Source organism: Streptomyces sp. NPDC046261 (assembly GCF_040646235.1).
Classification (GTDB): Bacteria; Actinomycetota; Actinomycetes; order Streptomycetales; family Streptomycetaceae; genus Streptomyces.
This window is the reverse complement of the sequence record NZ_JBEYZU010000001.1, coordinates 645,877-667,374: the sequence shown is the minus strand read 5'-3', so window position 1 is coordinate 667,374 and position 21,498 is coordinate 645,877. Positions and strand designations below refer to the sequence as shown.

Annotated in this window: 11 protein-coding genes; 8 read left to right on the top strand and 3 right to left on the bottom strand. The window is 71.3% G+C overall.

Annotated features, from left to right (window positions below; all coding sequences use genetic code 11):
* Nucleotides 1-31 precede the first annotated feature (31 nt).
* From ABZ956_RS03085 to ABZ956_RS03075, 3 genes are all read left to right on the top strand, one after another.
* Nucleotides 32-1,855: an ABC transporter ATP-binding protein gene (locus ABZ956_RS03085; RefSeq protein ID WP_361886023.1), complete on the top strand. Its 1,824-nt coding sequence runs from the start codon at nucleotides 32-34 to the stop codon at nucleotides 1,853-1,855.
* On the top strand, nucleotides 1,852-3,645 hold the full coding sequence (locus tag ABZ956_RS03080; protein WP_361886020.1) for an ABC transporter ATP-binding protein: 1,794 nt from the start codon (nucleotides 1,852-1,854) through the stop codon (nucleotides 3,643-3,645). The genes ABZ956_RS03085 and ABZ956_RS03080 overlap by 4 nt, the downstream gene beginning before the upstream one ends.
* 275 nt (nucleotides 3,646-3,920) lie before the next feature.
* Nucleotides 3,921-6,209 (top strand): M4 family metallopeptidase, encoded by a 2,289-nt coding sequence (locus ABZ956_RS03075; RefSeq protein WP_361886017.1) that lies wholly within the window; start codon nucleotides 3,921-3,923, stop codon nucleotides 6,207-6,209.
* Nucleotides 6,210-6,295: 86 nt separating this feature from the next.
* Here ABZ956_RS03075 and glgP read toward each other — a convergent pair whose 3' ends face one another.
* Nucleotides 6,296-8,923, bottom strand: coding sequence for an alpha-glucan family phosphorylase (gene glgP, locus ABZ956_RS03070; protein WP_361886014.1), 2,628 nt, complete (start codon nucleotides 8,921-8,923; stop codon nucleotides 6,296-6,298).
* Between the two features lie 646 nt (nucleotides 8,924-9,569).
* Here glgP and ABZ956_RS03065 point away from each other — a divergent pair.
* From ABZ956_RS03065 to glgB, 4 genes are all read left to right on the top strand, one after another.
* The gene (locus ABZ956_RS03065; RefSeq protein WP_361886011.1) at nucleotides 9,570-11,564 is read left to right on the top strand and encodes an alpha-1,4-glucan--maltose-1-phosphate maltosyltransferase; all 1,995 of its coding nucleotides are present in this window, start codon (nucleotides 9,570-9,572) and stop codon (nucleotides 11,562-11,564) included.
* Nucleotides 11,561-13,288, top strand: coding sequence for a maltose alpha-D-glucosyltransferase (gene treS / locus ABZ956_RS03060; RefSeq protein WP_361886008.1), 1,728 nt, complete (start codon nucleotides 11,561-11,563; stop codon nucleotides 13,286-13,288). The genes ABZ956_RS03065 and treS overlap by 4 nt, the downstream gene beginning before the upstream one ends.
* A gap of 375 nt (nucleotides 13,289-13,663) precedes the next feature.
* A complete protein-coding gene (locus ABZ956_RS03055; protein ID WP_361886005.1) occupies nucleotides 13,664-15,235 on the top strand; it encodes a maltokinase in 1,572 nt (523 codons plus the stop codon).
* A 229-nt stretch (nucleotides 15,236-15,464) separates the two neighbouring features.
* Nucleotides 15,465-17,696 (top strand): 1,4-alpha-glucan branching enzyme, encoded by a 2,232-nt coding sequence (glgB, locus tag ABZ956_RS03050; RefSeq protein ID WP_361886666.1) that lies wholly within the window; start codon nucleotides 15,465-15,467, stop codon nucleotides 17,694-17,696.
* Nucleotides 17,697-17,713: 17 nt separating this feature from the next.
* Here the strand turns inward: glgB and ABZ956_RS03045 are convergent, their stop codons facing one another.
* Together ABZ956_RS03045 and ABZ956_RS03040 are read right to left on the bottom strand one after the other, a co-directional pair.
* Nucleotides 17,714-18,442, bottom strand: coding sequence for a hypothetical protein (locus ABZ956_RS03045; RefSeq protein WP_361886002.1), 729 nt, complete (start codon nucleotides 18,440-18,442; stop codon nucleotides 17,714-17,716).
* Complete coding sequence (locus ABZ956_RS03040) at nucleotides 18,439-19,095, bottom strand: sigma-70 family RNA polymerase sigma factor (RefSeq protein WP_361885999.1); 657 nt, start codon at nucleotides 19,093-19,095, stop codon at nucleotides 18,439-18,441. Before ABZ956_RS03040 ends, ABZ956_RS03045 begins: the two co-directional genes overlap by 4 nt.
* A gap of 690 nt (nucleotides 19,096-19,785) precedes the next feature.
* Here ABZ956_RS03040 and ABZ956_RS03035 point away from each other — a divergent pair.
* Entirely contained in the window at nucleotides 19,786-21,474 is a 1,689-nt protein-coding gene (locus ABZ956_RS03035; RefSeq protein ID WP_361885996.1) for a hypothetical protein, read from the top strand.
* The last annotated feature ends 24 nt before the right edge of the window (nucleotides 21,475-21,498 follow it).

Here is a 21,498-nt window from a genome sequence, read left to right as displayed (position 1 = left end):
GTGTCAGTGGCGGACCGTAGTCTCCCCTGTGATGACCACGACCCGTGACTTAGCCAGTCGACCGGAGCGCCGCTCGGCGGTGCGTTCGCTGCTGCGCCTGTGGCCGTACGTACGCCCCGTGCGTGGCCGGCTCGCGGTCGCCGCGCTCGCGGCGGTGCTGGCCTCCTGCCTGGGCCTGCTCATCCCGCTGACCCTGAAATGGATGGTGGACGGGCCGGTGGCCGCCCACGACCCGTCGGGAGTGTGGCTGGGCGGGCTGGCGGTGCTGCTGCTGGGCACGGCGGAGGCCGGGCTGTTCGGGCTGCGGCGGCTGATCGTGGCGCGGCCGCTGGCGCGGGTCGAGGCGGACATGCGGGCAGCGCTCTATCGCCACCTGCAACGGCTGCCCATCTCCTTCCACGACCGCTGGCCCTCGGGACAGTTGCTCTCGCGCGCCACGACCGATCTGATGCTGCTGCGCATCTTCCTGGCCTTCCCGCTGACCTTCCTGCTGGTCAACGGGGTGACGATCGTGGCGGGTTTCGTCATCCTGCTCCAGCAGCGGTGGACGCTGGGCCTGGTGCTGCTGGCGCCGGTGGTGCCGCTGATCGTGCTGTGCTCCGTCTTCGAGGAGCGCTACACCCGGGCGGCCCGCTCGGCCCAGGACCGGATCGGGGACCTGACGACGGTCGTCGAGGAGGGCGTCCTCGGCATCCGCGTCATCAAGGGCTTCGGCCGGCACCGCAGCCAGGAGCGGGCCTTCGCCGCGCTCTCGGCGCGGGTGCGGGAGACGGAGCTGCACAAGGCGCGGCTGCTGGGCACGCTCTGGGCGCTGGTGATGATCCTGCCCGAGCTGGCGGTGGGGGCGGCGCTCGTCCTGGGCGTGGCCCAGGTCGCCGGGGGCGAGCTGTCGGCGGGCACGCTGGTGGCGTTCCTGTCGACGGCCCTGGCCCTGCGCTGGCCGGTCGAGTCGATCGGCTTCCTGCTGGCGGTGACGAACGAGTCGGCGACGGCGACCGACCGCTTCTTCGAGGTGATGGACGCCCCGGCCGCCGACGCGGCGGGTACGGCGGCCACGGTCGGCCGGCAGGCCGGGCCCAGGTCGGACCGGGGTGCGGGGCGGAGCCCCGGAGGTGAGGACGGGCTCCGCCTCGAAGGGGTCACGTTCCGCTATCCCGACGCGCCGCCGGGCGAACCGCCCGTGCTGCGCGGTGTCGACCTGCACATCCGGCCCGGCGAGACCATGGCCCTCGTCGGTGCCACGGGCAGCGGCAAGACCACCCTCACCGCCCTCGTGCCACGCCTGCACGAGGTGACCGCGGGCCGGATCACCCTCGACGGCCGGGACATCACCTCGCTGCCGCGCGAGCGGCTGCGGACGATGGTCTCCGTCGCCTTCGAGGAGCCCACCCTCTTCTCGGCCAGCGCCGGCGAGAACGTCCTGATGGGCGCCGCGGACGCCGGCGAGGAGGAGCTGCTGCGCGCCCTGGCCGTCGCACAGGCCGACTTCGTGCACGACCTGCCCGACGGCCACCGCACCCAGGTCGGCGAGCAGGGCCTGAGCCTGTCCGGCGGGCAGCGCCAGCGGCTCGCCCTGGCCCGCGCGGTCGTGGGCAGGCCCCGCTTCCTCATCCTCGACGACCCGCTCTCCGCCCTCGACGTGCACACCGAGGCCCTGGTCGAGGCGGCGCTGCGCAAGGTGCTGGCGACCACCACCGCCCTCGTCGTCGCGCACCGCCCCTCCACGGTCCTGCTCGCCGACCGGGTCGCGCTGCTCTCGCGCGGCCGGATCGCCGCGGTCGGCACCCACCAGGAACTGCTGCACCGCAACGGCGAGTACGCCACCCTCATGTCCGGCCTGGAGCATCCGTCATGACCGACCCCTTCGACCGGGACGTGCTGCCCACGCCCAAGGGCGCCTCCCGCGCGCTGCTGCGCTCCCTGCTGGCCCCCGCGCGCGGGAAGGTACGGCTGGCGGCCGTCCTGCTGCTGCTCCAGCAGGCCGCCGTGCAGGCGGGCCCGCTGCTCGTCGCGTACGCCATCGACCACGGCGTGCCCGCCGTCCGCCGGGGCGACCACGGGCCCCTGGTCGCCGTCGCCGTGGGCTATGCGCTGTGCGCGCTCGCCTCCGGGCTGCTGCAGCTGGCGTTCGTCCGGCTCTCGGCCCGCGTCGGCCAGGACGCCCTGCTCCAGCTGCGCGCCCGGATCTTCCGCCACGGCCAGGCCCTGAGCGTGGACTTCCACGAGCGTTACACCTCCGGCCGGCTGATCTCCCGCACGACCACCGACGTCGAGTCGATCCGCGAGCTGCTCAACGACGGCCTGCAGGAGCTCATCGGCGTCGCCCTGTCCGTGCTCTACGTCAGCGCGACGCTGCTCTACCTGGACTGGGGCATCGGGGCCGCGGCCCTGCTGTCCTGCGCCCCGCTGTCCCTGCTCGTGCGCTCCTACCGGCGCCGTTCCCTCGTCGTCCACCGCAGACGCTCCACGGCCATCGCGGCCGTGATCGTGAAGTTCACGGAGACGATGAACGGCATCCGGCCCGTCCAGGCGTTCCGCCGCGAGGCGGCCAACGAGGCCCACTTCGAGGAGCTCAACCGCACGCACCAGCGGACCAACACCGACACCACGCTGGCGATGGCCCACTACATCCTCGCCTCCCGGCTCGTGGCCAACGCCTCGGTGGCGGCGATCACGGTGTGGGGCGCCCACCGGGTGGCCTCCGGCGGCCTCGGCCTGGGGGTGCTCGCCGCCTCGGTGCTGTACCTGCGCCGGCTGTACGACCCGATCGACCGGCTCGGGATGTTCCTCAACTCCTACCAGTCGGCGGCCGCCTCGCTGGAGAAGATCGCGGGGCTGCTCGCCATGGAGCCGTCCGTGCCCGAGCCCGCCGTCCCCCGGCCGCTGCCCGCGCGCCCGGCCGGCAGCCCCGGCCGCGACGTGGTCTTCGAGGGGGTGCGGTTCGCCTACCGCACGGGCGGCGAGGTGCTGCCCCGCTTCGATTTGACCCTGCGGGCCGGCAGCACGGTGGCGGTCGTCGGAGCGACGGGCGCGGGAAAGTCCACGCTCGCCAAGCTCCTGGCGCGCTTCTACGACCCGACCGAGGGCCGCGTCCTGCTCGACGGCGTGCCGCTGCGCGAGCTGGCCGGGCCGGAGCTGCGGCGCGGTGTGGTGATGGTGACGCAGGAGGCGTTCCTCTTCTCCGGCACCATCGCCGACAACATCGCCGTCGGCCGCCCCGACGCGACGCGTGCCGAGATCGAGCGGGCCGCCAAGGCCATCGGCGCGCACGACTTCATCTGCGCCCTGCCCGAGGGCTACGACACGGACGTCCGCAAGCGCGGCGGCCGCATCTCCGCCGGCCAGCGCCAGCTGGTCGGCTTCGCCCGGGCGCTGCTCGCCGACCCGGGCGTGCTGATCCTCGACGAGGCGACGTCCTCGCTCGACATCCCCGGTGAGCGGGCGGTGCAGCGCGCCATGCACACGGTGCTGCGGGGGCGCACGGCGGTGGTCATCGCGCACCGGCTGTCGACCGTGGAGATCGCCGACCGGGTGCTGGTGATGGCCGACGGGCGTGTGGTGGAGGACGGCACTCCGGCCGACCTCGTCGCGGGTGCCGGGCGCTTCGCTGACCTGCACCGGGCCTGGCGGGACAGCCTGGTCTGAGCGCCCGTTATACGGACATCGATCTTTGGCCAACGGACATTTTCCGGCCAACTTGTTGACGCGCTCCTGACACCCGCCTCACGGCGGTGGGACTCTTCACCACAACCGGCTCGGAAGGCCCCCCACTTTCCCCACCTCACCCGCGCTCGGATCGATTAACTCATTTCCCCCCTTTCTCCATTTGTTCTGCCGTGCTCTGCCCGGACGGCCATCTCGCCGTCCGGTAGCCCACCGGCCACACCCACCTCGAGGTGGCCACCGCAGAAGGAGTCAGTGTGAGACCCACCCCCCATCGACGCGCCGTCGCCACCGGCGCGCTCGTCGCCGTCACGGCGATGCTCGCCGTAGGAGTCCAGGCCGGATCCGCCAGCGCCGGACCGGACGGCGAACAGGCCGGTCAGGGCCGGCCGCTCCTCGCCAAGGCCGACCCCGGCGCCCTGCCCGCGAAGCTCTCCCCCTCCCAGCGCGCGGAGCTGATCCGCGAGGCCAATGCGACCAAGGCGGAGACCGCCAGGGCGCTGGGCCTGGGCGCGAAGGAGCAGCTGGTCGTCCGCGACGTCAGCAGGGATGTCAACGGCACGCTGCACACCCGTTACGAGCGCACCTACGAGGGCCTGCCCGTCCTCGGCGGCGACCTGGTGGTCGACGCGACCAAGGGCGGCAAGGTCAAGACCGTGGCCAAGGCGACCAAGGCCCGCATGGCGGTGGCGACCACCACCGCGTCCTTCGCCGCCGCCACCGCCGAGAAGGACGCGCTGAAGTCCGCGGCCGCGAAGGGCTCCAAGGCCACCAAGGCCGACCGGGCGCCGCGCAAGGTGATCTGGGCGGCCGACGGCACCCCCGTCCTCGCCTACGAGACCGTCGTCGGCGGCCTCCAGCACGACGGCACGCCGAACGAGCTGCACGTCATCACGGACGCGAAGACCGGCAAGAAGCTCTTCGAGTACCAGGGCGTCAAGCAGGGCACCGGCAACAGCAAGTACAGCGGCCAGGTCACCATCGGCACGTCGGGCTCCAGCGGCTCGTACAAGCTCGACGACCCCACGCGCGGCGGTCACAAGACCTACAACCTCAACCGCGGCTCCTCCGGCACCGGCACGCTGTTCACCGACTCCGACGACGTCTGGGGCAACGGCCAGACCTCCGACGCGGCCACGGCCGGCGTCGACGCGCACTACGGCGCCCAGCTCACCTGGGACTACTACAAGAACGTCCACGGGCGCAGCGGCATCAAGGGCGACGGCAAGGGCGCGTACAGCCGGGTCCACTACGGCAACAACTACGTCAACGCCTTCTGGTCCGACCAGTGCTTCTGCATGACCTACGGTGACGGCTCCGGCAACGCCAAGCCGCTGACCTCCATCGACGTGGCCGCCCACGAGATGACGCACGGCGTCACCTCCGCCACCGCCAACCTCACCTACAGCGGCGAGTCCGGCGGCCTCAACGAGGCGACGTCCGACATCTTCGCCGCGGCCGTGGAGTTCTGGGCGAACAACCCCAACGACGTCGGCGACTACCTGGTCGGCGAGAAGATCGACATCAACGGCAACGGCACGCCGCTGCGCTACATGGACAAGCCCAGCAAGGACAGCCGGTCGAAGGACAGCTGGTACTCCGGCATCGGCTCCATCGACGTGCACTACTCCTCCGGCCCGGCCAACCACTGGTTCTACCTGGCCTCCGAGGGCAGCGGCCCCAAGACGATCAACAACGTCAAGTACGACTCCCCCACCTCCGACGGGCTTCCGGTCACCGCCATAGGCCGGGACAACGCCGCCAAGATCTGGTGGAAGGCGCTCAGCCAGCGCATGCAGTCCAACACCAACTACGCGGGCGCGCGCGAGGCGACGCTGTGGGCCGCCGGTGAGCTCTTCGGCGTCGGCAGCGCGACGTACAACAACACGGCCAACGCGTGGGCGGCCATCAACGTCGGCAGCCGCGTCTCCACCGGCGTCACCGTCTCCAGCCCCGGCGACCAGACCTCCATCGTGAACACGGCCGTCTCCCTGCAGATCAAGGCGTCCAGCTCCACCACGGGCTCCCTGACCTACTCGGCCACCGGCCTGCCCGCCGGCCTGTCGATCAACTCCTCGACCGGTCTGATCAGCGGCACCCCCACCACCACCGGCACCAGCAATGTGACGGTGACGGTCAAGGACTCCGGCGGCAAGACGGGCACCGCCTCCTTCAAGTGGACCGTGAACACCTCCGGTGGCGGCAGCGTCTTCGAGAACAGCACCCCGGTCGCGATCCCGGACGGCGGCTCGGCCGTCACCTCGCCGATCGTCGTCACCCGCAGCGGAAACGGTTCCTCGGCGCTGAAGGTGGACGTGAACATCACGCACTCCTACCGCGGTGACCTCAAGATCGACCTGGTCGCCCCGGACGGCAAGACCTGGAACCTGAAGGACTCCGACGCCTGGGACTCCGACGCGGACGTCCAGGAGTCGTACACCGTGGACGCCTCCGGCGTCTCCGCGAGCGGCACTTGGAAGCTCCAGGTCCAGGACGTCTACGCCAACGACGACGGCACCGTCAACAGCTGGAAGCTCAGCTTCTGACCCGGTGACGGCCCGCACCACCATCCGAACCGGGCGCCGTCCGGGGTGAGCCCACCTCCCCCGGACGGCGTCTCATCGCGTCCGGATCAGCGCATCAGCACCCCGGCCGCCTCCCCCGTGGCCTCCGACGGCACCGCCACCAGCCCCAGCTCCGCACCGTCGGCCAGCAGCCGGTGGGCGGGCAGGATGCGCACGGTGTAGCCGAAGGGGCCCGTGCGGTCCAGGGTCAGCGGGCCCTCGTAGAGCCGCCGGCCGTCCAGGCCCGGGGCGCCGGTCGCCTTGAGCGGGAAGGCGACCGTCCTCGTCAGCCGGTCGGCCTGGTCAACCCGCCCGGCGACGGCCTGCACCTCCACGTCCGAGGGGTCCAGCTCGCCCAGCGTCACGCTCACCCGCAGCGAGACCGTGGAGCCCAGCTCGGCCGTCCCGTTCAGGGGCGCGTCGGAGACCGCCTCCACATGGTCGACGGCCACGGCCGGCCACGCCGAGCGCACCCGCGCCTTCCAGGCGGCCAGCTCCCGCGCCGCCGTGGGGTCCAGGGCCCGCTGTGCCTCGGCGGCCGGCCCGTACAGCCGTTCCACATACTCGCGCACCATGCGCCCGGCGAGCACCTTGGGCCCCAGCGTGGCCAGCGTCCGGCGGACCATCTCGATCCAGCGTCCCGGCAGCCCGCCCGTGCCCCGGTCGTAGAAGCGCGGTGCCACCCGCTGGGCCAGCAGGTCGTACAGCGCCGTCGCCTCCAGGTCGTCGCGGCGGTCCTCGTCCATGCCGGCGCCGTCGGCGGTGGGAATGGCCCAGCCGAAGTCCGGCTCGTACCACTCGTCCCACCAGCCGTCCAGGACGGAGAGGTTCAGACAGCCGTTGAGCGCGGCCTTCATGCCCGAGGTGCCGCACGCCTCGAGCGGGCGCAGCGGGTTGTTGAGCCAGACGTCGCAGCCGGGGTAGAGCTTCTGGGCCATCGCCATGCCGTAGTCCGGCAGGAAGACGATGCGGTGGCGTACGCGCGGGTCGTCGGCGAAGCGGACGAGCTCCTGGACGAGCCGCTTGCCGCTGTCGTCCGCCGGGTGGGCCTTGCCCGCGACGACGATCTGGAGCGGCCGCTCGGGGTGGAGCAGCAGCTCCGTGAGCCGTTCGCGGTCGCGCAGCATCAGGGTCAGGCGCTTGTAGGAGGGCACGCGCCGGGCGAAGCCGATGGTGAGGACGTCCGGGTCGAGGACGCCGTCGATCCAGCCGAGTTCGGCGGTGCCGGCGCCGCGCGCCCGCCAGGAGGCGCGCAGCCGCTCCCGTACCTCATCCACCAGCTGCTCGCGCAGGGTGCGCCGCAGTTCCCAGATCTCGGCGTCGGAGATGTCGGCGACGGAGTCCCAGCGCTCGGAGCCGCCGAGGGACAGCGCGTCCTCGGCGCGGGCCATGCCGATCTGCCGGGCGCCGAGCCGGAAGACCTCGGGGGCCACCCAGGTGGGGGCGTGGACGCCGTTGGTGACGGAGGTGATGGGTACCTCCTCGGCGTCGAAGCCCGGCCACAGCCCGGCGAACATCTCCCGGCTGACCTGGCCGTGGAGGGTGGAGACGCCGTTGGCGCGCTGGGCCAGGCGCAGGCCCATGACGGCCATGTTGAACAGGTTGGCCTCGCCGCCGGGGTAGTCCTCCCGGCCCAGCGCCAGCACCCGCCCGACGTCGATGCCGGGCAGCTCGCCGTCCTCGCCGAAGTGCCGGGCGACCAGGGAGCCCTCGAAGCGGTCGATGCCGGCGGGGACGGGGGTGTGGGTGGTGAAGACGGCGCCGGCGCGTACGCACTCCAGCGCGGCGTCGAAGTCGGCGCCGGCCTCGACCAGTTCGCGGATGCGTTCGAGGCCGAGGAAGCCGGCGTGCCCCTCGTTGGTGTGGAAGACCTCCGGCTCGGGGTGGCCGGTCAGGCGGCAGTACGTCCGCACGGCCCGTACCCCGCCGATGCCCAGCAGCATCTCCTGCAGCAGCCGGTGCTCGCTGCCCCCGCCGTAGAGCCGGTCGGTGACGTCGCGCTCGCCGGGGCCGTTGTCCTCCACGTCGGAATCGAGGAGCAGCAGCGGCACCCGGCCGACCTGGGCCTTCCAGATGGAGGCGCGCAGGCACCGGCCGCCGGGGAGGGTGAGGGTGACCCGGCTGGGCGTGCCGTCGGGTTCGCGGAGCATGGACAGCGGGAGCTCGTTGGGATCGAGCAGGGGATAGTGCTCCTGCTGCCAGCCCTCGCGGGAGAGGGACTGCCGGAAATAGCCGTGGCGGTAGAGCAGTCCGACCCCGATGAGGGGGACGCCGAGGTCGCTGGCGGACTTCAGGTGGTCCCCGGCGAGGATGCCGAGGCCGCCGCTGTACTGCGGCAGGGCCGCGGTGATGCCGAACTCGGGGGAGAAGTAGGCGACGGCGGCGGGAAGTCCGGGGGGCTGGTCCTGATACCACCGGCGGCCGGTCACATAGTCGTGCAGATCATCGGCGGCCGCCGCGAGCCGCCGCCGGAAGCGGCGGTCCTCGGCGAGGGCGGCCAGCCGGGTGGCGGACACGGAACCCAGCAGCCGCAGCGGGTCGCCACCGGCGGCCTGCCACCCCTCGGGGTCGACGGACTGGAACAGTTCGCGGGTCTCGGGGTGCCAGGACCAGCGCAGATTGCGCGCCAGCTCTTGAAGCGGTCGTAGGGGCTCCGGAAGGACGGGACGCACGCTGAATCGACGAATGGCCTTCACTCCCCCGACGTTAGCGGCGCGGCGCCCGCCATTCGCCCCCAAGCGGACAAGTGCCCCCTTCCGCCTGACCGGTCACGGCCGTACCCGGCACCGAAGGGGTCCGGCGGGCGGAGCGGCTGATGCGATCACCCGAGGCGGCGGGCTGCAGAAAGTACTAGGCAGATTTACGTCCCGCGTACAGCAGCACTGTCCAAGGCCAAATGCCGCTACGACCTTCGAAGGCGGTGCTGTGCGCCCGTTCCCCCGCCCGGCCGCCGATTACCCCCTTTCGTCACATTGCACGCGATCGGCCCGTCGAGCAGACTCCGTACGGGTGACGGAGGAACGGCCGGCCTCCGCACGCGGTGCCACGGGGGCTACGCACGAGTAGTTCATTCGGTCCGGGCATGCCCGGGCGGGACCGGTGGGAAAGCTCACCCGGTATGCACAGCCGCCCGTCCGCCGCGCTGCTCACGGTCCCCGTTCCCCCTGCCCGGTTTTCTTCCCTCCCGCGCGACCTTGAGTTTGGATTTCCCTCTTCAGCCCACCCGAGTGAATGCGGACAGGAGCAGTCATGCCCGCACCCCGCCGACTGCCGACGGAACAGATAGAAAGTACAGAACTCCCCAGACCTGCCCAGGCTCCCGTCGATTCGCCAGGTGATCCCATGATCGGTCGTATCCCCGTCCTGGACCTCGGCCCGCTCGTCGACTGCGGCCGAAGGCCCGTCAAGGCAGTGGTGGGTGAGACCTTCGAGGTCACCGCCACGGTCTTCCGCGAGGGCCATGACGCGGTGGGCGCGAACGTCGTGCTGCGCGGCCCCGCGGGCCGGTGCGGGCCCTGGACGCCGATGCGGGAGCTGGCGCCGGGCACCGACCGCTGGGGCGCGGAGGTCACCTGCGACCGCGAGGGCCGCTGGACCTACGCGGTCGAGGCGTGGGGGGATCCGGTCGCCACCTGGCGGGAGCACGCGCGGATCAAGATTCCGGCGGGGATCGACAGCGCCCTGGTGCTGGAGGAGGGCGCGCGGCTGTACGAGCGCGCCGCGGGCGGCGTACCGAAGAGCGAGGGCCGGGAGGCGGTGCTGGCCGCGGTCGACGCGCTGCGCGACGAGAGCCGGCCGGCCGTGGACCGGCTCGCCGCCGCTCTCGTCCCGGAAGTCACGGCGGCCCTGACCGGCCATCCCCTGCGCGAGCTGGTCACCGTCTCACGGCCGGTGCCGGTGCTCGTCGAGCGCGAACGGGCCCTGTTCGGCTCCTGGTACGAGCTGTTCCCGCGGTCGGAGGGCGCGCTGCTGCGCGAGGGCCGCCCGCCGCGCAGCGGCTCCTTCCGTACGGCCGCCCAGCGCCTGCCGGCGGTGGCGGCCATGGGCTTCGACGTCGTCTACCTGCCACCCGTCCACCCCATCGGGACCTCCTACCGCAAGGGCCCCAACAACGCGCTGAGCGCGGGCCCTTACGACGTGGGCAGCCCCTGGGCGATCGGCTCCGCCGACGGCGGGCACGACGCCCTCCACCCCGACCTGGGCACGTTCGAGGACTTCGACCGCTTCGTGGCGCGGGCGCGGGAGCTGCGCATGGAGGTGGCGCTCGACTTCGCGCTGCAGTGCTCCCCCGACCACCCGTGGGTCGGCAAGCACCCCGAGTGGTTCCACCACCGGGCCGACGGCTCGATCGCCTACGCCGAGAACCCGCCGAAGAAGTACCAGGACATCTATCCCCTCGCCTTCGACGAGGACTTCGACGGGCTGGTCGCCGAGACGCTGCGCGTGCTGCGGCTGTGGATGGCGCACGGCGTGCGGATCTTCCGGGTCGACAATCCGCACACCAAGCCGGTGCTCTTCTGGGAGAAGGTCATCGCCGAGGTGGGCCGCACGGATCCGGACGTCCTCTTCCTCGCCGAGGCCTTCACCCGGCCCGCCATGATGCGCACCCTGGGCGCGATCGGGTTCCAGCAGTCGTACACCTACTTCACCTGGCGCAACACCAAGCACGAGATCACCGAGTATCTGACGGAGCTGTCACGGGAGTCGGCGGCCTGCATGCGGCCGAACCTGTTCGTGAACACGCCGGACATCCTGCACGCCTATCTCCAGCAGGGCGGCCGGGCGGCCTTCGAGATCCGGGCCGTGCTCGCCGCGACCCTCTCGCCCACCTGGGGCGTCTACGCCGGCTACGAGCTGTGCGAGAACACCCCCGTGCGCGAGGGCAGCGAGGAGTACCTGGACTCGGAGAAGTACGAACTGCGGCCGCGCGACTGGGAGTCGGCGGAGCGCGAGGGCCGCAGCATCGCCCCGCTGATCACGGCGCTCAACCGGCTGAGGCGCCGCCAGCCCGCCCTGCGCCGGCTGCGGAATTTGCGCTTTCATGACGCGGACAACGACGCCGTCATCGCCTATTCCAAGCGCTCCGGCTCCTCCTGCGTCCTCGTGGTCGTCAACCTCGACCCCCACCACACCCAGGAGGCGACGGTCTCGTTGGACATGCCGGAGCTCGGCCTCGACTGGCACGAGTCCGTCCCGGTGCGCGACGAGCTCACCGGAGAGACCTATCACTGGGGCAGGGACAACTATGTGCGCCTCGAGCCGGGCCGTTCCATGGCGCCCGCGCACGTGTTCTCGCTGCGACCGTCCTCACCGATCGGAGGGTCACCCACACCATGATCGTCAACGAGCCCGTGCAGGACACCTTCGAGGACACACCCGCGAAGGACCGGGATCCCGACTGGTTCAAGCGCGCCGTCTTCTACGAGGTCCTCGTGCGGTCCTTCCAGGACAGCGACGGCGACGGCATCGGCGACCTCAAGGGACTGACGGCCAAGCTGGACTATCTGCAGTGGCTGGGCGTCGACTGCCTGTGGCTGCCGCCGTTCTTCCAGTCCCCCCTGCGGGACGGCGGCTACGACGTCTCCGACTACACCTCGGTGCTCCCCGAGTTCGGTGACCTCGCGGACTTCGTGGAGTTCGTGGACGCCGCGCACACGCGCGGCATGCGCGTCATCATCGACTTTGTCATGAACCATACGAGCGATCAGCACGACTGGTTCCAGCAGTCCCGCACCGACCCCGACGGTCCGTACGGCGACTACTACGTATGGGCCGACGACGACAAGCAGTACCAGGACGCGCGCATCATCTTCGTGGACACCGAGACCTCGAACTGGACGTTCGACCCGGTGCGCAAGCAGTACTACTGGCACCGCTTCTTCTCCCACCAGCCGGACCTCAACTACGAGAACCCGGCCGTACAGGAGGAGATCCTGGCCGCCCTGCGGTTCTGGCTGGACCTGGGCATCGACGGCTTCCGGCTGGACGCGGTGCCGTACCTCTTCGCCGAGGAGGGCACCAACTGCGAGAACCTGCCGCGCAGCCATGAGTTCCTCAAGCGCGTGCGCGCCGAGATCGACGCCCACTACCCGGACACCGTGCTGCTGGCCGAGGCCAACCAGTGGCCCGAGGACGTGGTCGACTACTTCGGCGACTACGAAAAGGGCGGCGACGAATGCCATATGGCGTTCCACTTCCCCGTCATGCCGCGCATCTTCATGGCGGTGCGGCGGGAGTCGCGCTACCCGGTCTCCGAGATCCTGGCCAAGACGCCCGCCATCCCCTCGCGCTGCCAGTGGGGCATCTTCCTGCGCAACCACGACGAGCTCACGCTCGAGATGGTCACGGACGAAGAGCGCGACTACATGTGGGCGGAGTACGCCAAGGATCCCCGGATGCGCGCCAACATCGGCATCCGGCGCCGACTGGCGCCGCTGCTGGACAACGACCGCAATCAGATCGAGCTCTTCACGGCCCTGCTGCTGTCGCTGCCCGGCTCGCCGATCCTGTACTACGGCGACGAGATCGGCATGGGCGACAACATCTGGCTCGGCGACCGCGACGCGGTGCGCACCCCCATGCAGTGGACGCCCGACCGCAACGCCGGCTTCTCCTCCTGCGACCCGGGGCGGCTGTACCTGCCGACCATCATGGACCCGGTCTACGGCTACCAGGTCACCAATGTCGAGGCGGCCATGAGCAGCCCCTCCTCGCTGCTGCACTGGACCCGCCGGATGATCGAGATCCGCAAGCAGAACCACGCGTTCGGACTCGGCTCGTACACCGAACTGCAGTCGAGCAACCCGGCCGTCCTCGCCTTCCTCCGGGAGGCCCCGTCGGCGGAAGGGGACGACGACCTCGTCCTGTGCGTGAACAACTTCTCGCGCTTCGCACAGCCGACCGAGCTGGATCTGCGGTCGTTCAACGGCCGTCACCCGGTCGAGCTGATCGGCGGGGTCCGCTTCCCGGCCATCGGCGAGCTGCCCTACCTGCTGACCCTGGCCGGCCACGGCTTCTACTGGTTCCGGCTGCGCCGCAACGACCCGTCCCCCACCCCCTGATCGTCCCGCCGCGCGCGGACGGCCGTTCAGGCCGGCCGCGCCCGGGCGGTTTCCCCCGCCGGACCCTGGGCACCGGTACTACTGCGCACGGTCGGCCGGAAGAGACCGCCCGCGTCGCACGGATCCCCCGCGGGTCCGCCGGGACCCGCACGGATGCCCGCACCAGTCGCAGCACAGCACGGATTGCACGGTTGCACGTACGCACGGGCCGCAGTGAGCGACTGCGGCAGCCGCACGAGACCGCACACAGGGGCCGCAGGCGCTGACCGTACGGACGATCCTCGCCCGACACGTCCCGCACCGCGCACGGGCCATAGCCGCAATCCGGGACACTTTGCCCAAACTGCCGTGTGCCCCGGGGAAAGGACGCGACGCATGTCGGACGCTGCACCGCCCCGCCGGGAGACCACCGCACACCGGGAGCCGGCCCCGGGCCCCTCGACGCCCACGACCGCCCCCGCACGCCCCGCGGGCCCCGCGGCCGCGGAGCCGCCCGGCGCGCACCTGCTCGCCTCGCTCGCCCCCCTGCTCGTCGAGTGGCTGCCCCGTCAGCGCTGGTTCGCGGGCAAGGGCCGCCCCATCACCGGCTTCACGCTCGTCGCGGCCACCGAACTGCTGCCCCGCCCCTACGGCGGCACGGCCCCCGGCCTGCTGCACCTGCTCCTGCGCGCCCAGCAGCCGGCCTCCGCCGGGCACCCGGCCCCGGCCGAGGACTGCTACCAGCTGCTGCTCGGCGTGCGGGACGTCCTGCCCCCGCACCTGGCACCCGCGCTCATCGGCCGCCCCGCCGCCGGGCCGCTGCGCGACCGCACCCTCTACGAAGGGCTCGCCGACCCCCGGCTCGCCACCCTGCTCCTGGAGCGGCTGCGGGTACCGGGACGGCTCGGCCCGCTGCGTTTCACCCGCGAACCGGACGCGACCATTTCGCCGGGCCTGACACCCCGGCTGCTGGGCGCCGAACAGTCCAACTCCTCGGCCGTATACGGCGAAACGTATATCCTCAAGCTCTTCCGCCGGGTCGGCCCCGGCCTCAACCCCGACCTCGAATTGCCCCGCGCACTCGCGAACACCGGCTGCTCGCGCGTACCGGCACCGGCCGCCTGGTTCGAAGCGGACCTTTCCGGTCTCTCCGGTCTCTCCGGTCTCTCCGGTCCGTCCGGGACGCCCGGGGCAGTGGGCAACGGCGGGCCCGTGGAGCCCATGACGCTGGGCGTGCTCCAGCCATTCCTGCCGGGCTCCGCCGACGGCTGGCAGCTGGCCCTGGGCGCCCTCGCCGTGCAGGCCGACTTCACCGCCTCCGCGCGCGCCCTCGGCCACGCCACCGCCGAGGTCCACCTGGCGCTGGCCGAGGCGCTGCCCACCGTCGTCCTGCGCCGCCCCCAGCTCGAACACCTCGCCACCGGCATGACCCGCCGCCTGGACGCCGCGGTCGCCGCGGTGCCCGCCCTGCGCCCGTACCGGGACGCGCTGTGCGCCGCCTACGAGGAGCTCGCCGCGCTCGGCCGGGGCGGCCGCACCTGGCGCGCCCAGCGCATCCACGGCGACCTGCACCTGGGACAGGCCCTGCGCACGGCCGCCGACGGGCGCTGGTCCCTCATCGACTTCGAGGGCGAGCCCGCGCGCCCGCTGGCCGAGCGCCGCCGGCCGCAGCCCGTCGCCCGGGACATCGCGGGGATGCTGCGCTCCTTCGACTACGCGGCGGCGGTGGGCCGGGCGGCGGCCGGCGACTGGGCCGAGCGGACCCGCGCCGCGTTCTGCGAGGGCTACGCCGCCGTCCACCACGACCCGCGCGAGGACCCCCGGCTGCTGCGGGCGCACGAGACGGACAAGGCCGTCTACGAAGTGCTCTACGAGGCCCGCCACCGGCCGGACTGGCTCTCCGTCCCGATGTCCGCGATCCGCCGGCTCGCGGAGGGCCACCGGGCCACGGGCGGGGCGGCCGTATGACGTCGACGCCGACCGGATCCCGAACCCGGAGGACCACCCAGTGACTGCACGACCGCCGACCAGTCCACCGCCGGCGCCCCACGGAGGCGGCGGCGTTCCCGCGACGTTCCTGCCCGGGCGGACCGCCCAGGGATCGCCCACCGGCCCCTGCGCGGACCCGCCGCCACGCGGCGCCGCCGAGTCCCTCCCCCGGCCCGCGCCCGCCCCCGCCGTACGGGCGTCCCGCGCGATGCCCGGCGCGGCCGCCGCGGCGGGCGCCGGGGCCGTACGCCGCGCCGAGCCACTGGACGACGCCACGCGCGGCCGGCTCCTGCACGGCGCGCACCACGACCCGCACGGCGTGCTGGGGGCGCATCCCGTGCCCGGCGGGATCGTGTTCCGTGCCCTGCGCCCGTACGCGCGCTCGGTGGCGGTCACCGCCCGGGGGCTGCGCGCGGAGCTGTACGACGAGGGCGACGGGCTGTTCGCCGCCGCGCTGCCGCTGAGCGAGGTCCCGGCCGGCTACCGGCTGGCGGTCGCCTACGAGGACGCCGAGCTGGAGACCGAGGACCCGTACCGCTTCCTGCCCGCCCTCGGCGAGCTGGACCTGCACCTCATCGGCGAGGGCCGGCACGAGGAGCTGTGGCACGCGCTGGGCGCCCGGCCGATGACCCACGAGGGCGTCGCCGGCACCCGCTTCACGGTCTGGGCGCCCAACGCGCAGGGCGTGCGCGTGGTCGGCGACTTCAACTACTGGGACGGCACGGGTTATCCGATGCGCTCGCTGGGCGCCACGGGCGTGTGGGAGCTGTTCCTGCCGGGCGTCGGCGAGGGGGCGCTGTACAAGTTCCAGATCACCCGCCCGGACGGCTCGCACACGATGCGGGCCGACCCGATGGCCCGGCGCACCGAGGTGCCCCCCGCCAACGCCTCGATCGTGCACGCCTCGCACCACCTGTGGCGCGACTCCGCGTGGATGGACCAGCGCGGCGCCCGCCCGGTGCACCAGGCGCCGTTCTCCGTCTACGAGGTGCATCTGCCCTCCTGGCGACCGGGGCTGACCTACCGCCAGCTGGCCCAGCAGCTCCCGGCGTACGTCAAGGACCTCGGTTTCACGCACGTGGAGCTGATGCCCGTCGCCGAGCACCCCTTCGGCGGTTCGTGGGGTTATCAGGTCACCGGCTTCTACGCCCCGACCGCGCGGATGGGCACGCCCGACGACTTCAAGTACCTGGTCGACGCCCTGCACCGGGCCGGCATCGGGGTGCTCATGGACTGGGTTCCGGCGCACTTCCCGCGCGACGACTGGGCGCTGGCCGAGTTCGACGGCCGCCCGCTGTACGAGCACCAGGATCCGCTGCGGGCCGCGCATCCGGACTGGGGCACGCTGGAGTTCGACTACGGGCGCAAGGAGGTCCGTAACTTCCTGGTGGCGAACGCCGTCTACTGGTGCCAGGAGTTCCACATCGACGGCCTGCGGGTCGACGCCGTGGCGTCGATGCTCTACCTGGACTACTCCCGTGAGCCGGGCCAGTGGACGCCCAACGAGCACGGCGGCCGGGAGAACCTCGACGCGGTCGCCTTCCTGCAGGAGATGAACGCCACCGTCTACCGCCGCTGCCCCGGCGTCGTGACGATCGCGGAGGAGTCCACCGCCTGGGACGGCGTCACCCGCGCCACCCACCACGTGGGCCCGGGCGGCTTCGGCGGCCTCGGCTTCGGGCTGAAGTGGAACATGGGGTGGATGCACGACTCGCTGGAGTACGTCTCCAAGGAGCCGGTCCACCGCAAGTACCACCACGGCGAGATGACCTTCGCGATGGTCTACGCCTACAGCGAGAACTATGTGCTGCCGATCTCGCACGACGAGGTCGTGCATGGCAAGCGCTCGCTGGTCTCCAAGATGCCGGGCGACTGGTGGCAGCAGCGCGCCGACCACCGGGCGTTCCTGGCCTTCATGTGGGCCCACCCGGGCAAACAGCTGCTGTTCATGGGCCAGGAGTTCGCCCAGGGCGCGGAGTGGGCCGAGGGTCACGGCCCCGACTGGTGGCTGCTGGACCCCTCGTACTCCGCGGAGGCCGACCACCGGGGCGTACGCGACCTGGTGCGCGACCTCAACGCGCGCTATCGCGCCGCGCCCGCGCTATGGGAGTGCGACACGGTGCCGGAGGGCTTCCAGTGGGTGGAGAGCCACGCGCACGAGGACAACGTCTTCGCCTTCCTGCGCCTGGCCGCCGACGGCTCCCCGCTGCTGTCCGTCAGCAACTTCTCGCCGGTGGTGCGCCACGGCTACCGACTGGGGGTCCCGGCGGCGGACACGGTGTGGGAGGAGTACCTCAACACGGACGAGGCGCGGTACGGCGGCAGCGGGGTGACCACCACCGACCCCGTGAAGGGCGAGGCCGTCCGCAGCCACGGCCGCCCGGCGAGCGTCACGCTGACCCTCCCCCCACTGGCCACGGTGTGGCTGCGGCCGGTGTGACCTGACTCCGGTCTGCGCTACCCACCGTCCCGGCTGTTGTCCACCGGGGTGGATGTCAGATCACGCAGTTCTTGGAGGATGGAGGGCTCAGGCAAGGGAATGAGGCCGAGATCGGGGTGGTGCCGCTCGGTGATATGGACAGTGAAGTCGTGCGGGAGCCGGACCGCGGCGGTGGCCGCCGCCGCGCGGTCGCCCCAGAGGCGGTCCGGCGCGAAGTCGTGACAGACCGATCTGTCACCCCAGAGATCCGCGTCGTGGTGCTCCCCCCGACGGGCGTGATCAAGGAAAAGACAGTACTCGGCAGTGCAATCGCCGGCGCCGGCGGCGAACTGCCACCAAAAGCGTGCGCCGTCGCCGTGATCGGCAAGATGAAGGAGGCAGGCGAAGACCAGTGCACCCGTACGGTCCGCGTAGCGTGCCTGGACGAATCGCTCCAGGTCGCGGTCGGCGCTCGGCGCGTGAAGGACGACCAAGCTCATCGATGTGAGATCCGACCACGCCCGATCACCGTCGCAGCCGCCACCCCGGGCCGGCTCGGTCCAAGCCGGAGGCCGGGAGACGACCACCACACGGGGTGTGGAGCGGAGTCCGTCGCGCGACAAGCACCCACGGCGGGCCGCCTTGCGCCGCATGAGGCGGCTTTCGGCGCCCGCCACGTCGTACCCGGCATAACGGTCCCTGGTTCGGGCACGGGCGAGCAGGCTTTCCAACCTGCCGGGCGGCTCGGGTGCCGGGCCGTCGGTCATGAGGTTCCCTTCCGCGGTGCGTCGCTGCCGGTGCTCTCGGCTTCCAGCAAGCGAGCCAGTCGGCGACGCGCCTGACTGAGATGTGAGCGCACGGTGGCCTCCTCCGCACCCATGAGGGCCGCCGCCTCGGACGTTGTGTAGCCCATCCCGTAGCGGAGTACGACCGCATCACGCTGACGTTCCGTCAATTGTCCTACTGCCGAGTAAAGTTGTATGGAGTCAGCGAGCACTTCGAACGGATCTTCGGAAGTGTCGCGTAGAGCGGCCTCGAAGGCTGCGATATCCATCGGCTCAGCCCGACGCCGCCGGCGTCGACCCTGGTCGATGATGCGATGCTTGAGGATTTTCCAGGCATACTGCTCGAGGTACTTCATCCTTAGCATGACGCACCATTTATCCATGATGGCGTCGAAAGCGGCGTCCACCGCCTCCTCCGTATCCGCATCGGAGCCCAGCTGCAGGTAGGCGAAGCTCATGTACGCCTGCCGCCGGTCGGCATGGAAGGCCCAGTACGACGTCCTGGCCGCGTCCGGCCAATGCGCCATTGACGTGATCTTCCTTCTCCCGCCGGGCGCCCCCACAGCGCCGCCGGAGTCCTCGGCGGGGTGGTCAGCCACCGTGCCCTCCACGCCGGCGAAGAGCATGGTCGGCATGGAGCGGCGAACCTCCGAGGCCGTCGATCCCCACACGGACACCGGCAGTCAGTAAGCGGCGGAGCAATCGGAAGGCGTCGGGCCCGAAGAGCCGGACGGCCAGAGCGATGTCGAGCCACTGCGCCGCGATGTCTTGGTGCACTTTCTCTCTCCTCGGAGTGGGTGGTGTGTCGGTGGCGGGGAGACGCCGAGTCCCCCTATGCGGCGCCGGAGACTGCTGCCTCCACTCGTATAAGCGACGCAGAGCCACCGAACGTGCAGGAGTTCGGCAGGGAATTTGCCGTCCGTGCAATTGTGATCACTTCACGCTCTGAATCCGATCGGAATCAGTGATCACTTCTACACAATCCAGCACCAGAGCAGGGCAGTTGGTGCCCGCAGTGGGCATCGACGTGGTTCAGTAGGTCGCACATGCAACAGGGGTCTCCTGGCAGGCATCCCACCATGGCCACGCTTCCGATGGAGCACCGGACGGACCGGCCATGCCCTTCGTTCCCTAGGGGCTGCTCGACGTGAAGATTCGCCTGCCCGGACGGACCAGTCCACTAGTACGGGCGATCAGCCGGACAACGGCGGACAAGCAGGGTTGTCCGGGAGAGACAAGGAGAGATGGTGGGAGACGGGAGGCGCCGGACAAGACCGTGGGCACCGCCGCGCGGGACTTCGGATGACGCGAACGCCCTTGCGCAAGTGCTGCGCACGTGGCTGGACGAAGCCGGACTGCGGGTCGAGGACCTGACGCAGGCTCTGCAGCCGGAACACTTCGAGAACGGACACATACCGGCGCGCTCAACAGTGGCGGACCGGCTGGCAGGGGTGAACCCCCGGTGGGATTTCGTCGAGGCCGTGGCCGATGCCTGTTCACCGGACGACCCGAGCCGCAAGCACCTGCTGGCGCAAGCACTGCCGTACTGGGAGAGGATCTGCAGCGCGCCGGACCGGCGGATCGCTACGAACCCGCCCGCGTCACCCGGCCAGGACGGTACCGAGCGGGGTACAGAGAGACTGACGGGCGAGCTGGTGGCCGTGCAGCGGCACTCGCTGGTCGTCTCCGACAAGCTGCTGCGCGCCCTTGAGCGCGTCACGGAGCTGGAGCAGGAGCGCAACAACGCCCATCAGATGGTGCTGTTGCTGCTCACCATGGTCGAGAAGCTACGGCGCGACATCGCCACCCTGCACGCTGAGCGCGACCGGCTGCACACCTCGGGCACGGAGAGCGAGCTGCTGCGGCAGATCCGTGAGCGGCTGGAGCGCAGCGAGACCCAGCGTGCGCAAGCGGATTCCGAGCTGGAACGGGCCCGCAACGAACGGCATAAGGCAGATCGGCTGGCCGAACAGGCCGCCGAACAGGTCCGCGCTCTGACCGACGAGCTGGAACAGCTGCGGCGCCGTCACCCCGGTCTGTTCGACACGGACCCGGCTGTCGATTCCGAGGGCGAGGTCTCACCCGCGACCGACCACTCGGCCGACGCGGCCGCCGACGACATCGACCTCGCTCTCGCCAAGGCCGCATCCCACCTGGACGACGGAGCAGACCGGCTCGACCGACTCGCCGACGAACTCCGCCAGGAGGACGTTTCCGCACCGGACAACCCGACCATCAGCACCGACGCCCTGGACAACTCCCCGGACAACTACCGGGTCGAGCCTCCGCTGCTCATGCGTACTCCCCCCGGGGAGACAGCCCTGGCAATGAGCTCCGCACGCGATGCGGGCCGGGTGATCGATGCCATGCGGTCCGCGGCCGTCGTCGGCCAGACCGGGACCGACACCTATCTCTTGGACGTGCTGTCGCACCTACGCACGTTGGGCGACTCCATCGACGCGGACTTGGTGCTGGCTGCTGTCGCCCGAATCCGCCTCGCCAGAGCCCTCCCCTCGATAGTCACGGCGCTCCGGGGAACCGGCCGCGAGGATGACGCGTACCGAGTTCTGACCACTGTCGGTAGGTCGCGGTCCGCAGGTCGCCTATTGCAGGTGGTGGCCGCGTTTCGTGCGGCAGGTCACCATGCCGACGCGTATCAGATTCTGTCCGCAGCGGGCCGGCTCCGCCCGGCCGTGGGAATACCGCCCCTCGTGGCCGAACTCCACAGCCACGGTCTGCACGACGACATCGAATGGGTCCTGACCACCGTGCTCGCCGACCGCGCCCCGGACGCAATCCTCACCGTTGCGGCGGCTCTTCGTGTAGCCGGTGACGAACACCACGCGGGGATATTGCTCTCCAAGCTCAGTGCGCGCGGCAGCGCTCCCCACGTACGGCAGAGGACAACGCCGGGGCGAGCGGTGACACCGCTCCTGATCGACCGCACAGAAGCGCCCGCCGCCAGGAGCCGTTTGGAGCGCGACCCGCTTGGCCAGTGGAACTCGCTGTTCTAGTGCGTGAACGTCTGTGCCCCGCAC

Coding starts and splice junctions, on each gene's coding strand:
- ABZ956_RS03085 (WP_361886023.1), top strand. CDS start 32: ATGACCACGACCCGTGACTTAGCCAGTCGACCGGAGCGCCGCTCGGCG.
- ABZ956_RS03080 (WP_361886020.1), top strand. CDS start 1,852: ATGACCGACCCCTTCGACCGGGACGTGCTGCCCACGCCCAAGGGCGCC.
- ABZ956_RS03065 (WP_361886011.1), top strand. CDS start 9,570: ATGATCGGTCGTATCCCCGTCCTGGACCTCGGCCCGCTCGTCGACTGC.
- treS (WP_361886008.1), top strand. CDS start 11,561: ATGATCGTCAACGAGCCCGTGCAGGACACCTTCGAGGACACACCCGCG.
- ABZ956_RS03055 (WP_361886005.1), top strand. CDS start 13,664: ATGTCGGACGCTGCACCGCCCCGCCGGGAGACCACCGCACACCGGGAG.
- glgB (WP_361886666.1), top strand. CDS start 15,465: ATGCCCGGCGCGGCCGCCGCGGCGGGCGCCGGGGCCGTACGCCGCGCC.
- ABZ956_RS03045 (WP_361886002.1), bottom strand. CDS start 18,442: ATGACCGACGGCCCGGCACCCGAGCCGCCCGGCAGGTTGGAAAGCCTG.
- ABZ956_RS03040 (WP_361885999.1), bottom strand. CDS start 19,095: ATGCCGACCATGCTCTTCGCCGGCGTGGAGGGCACGGTGGCTGACCAC.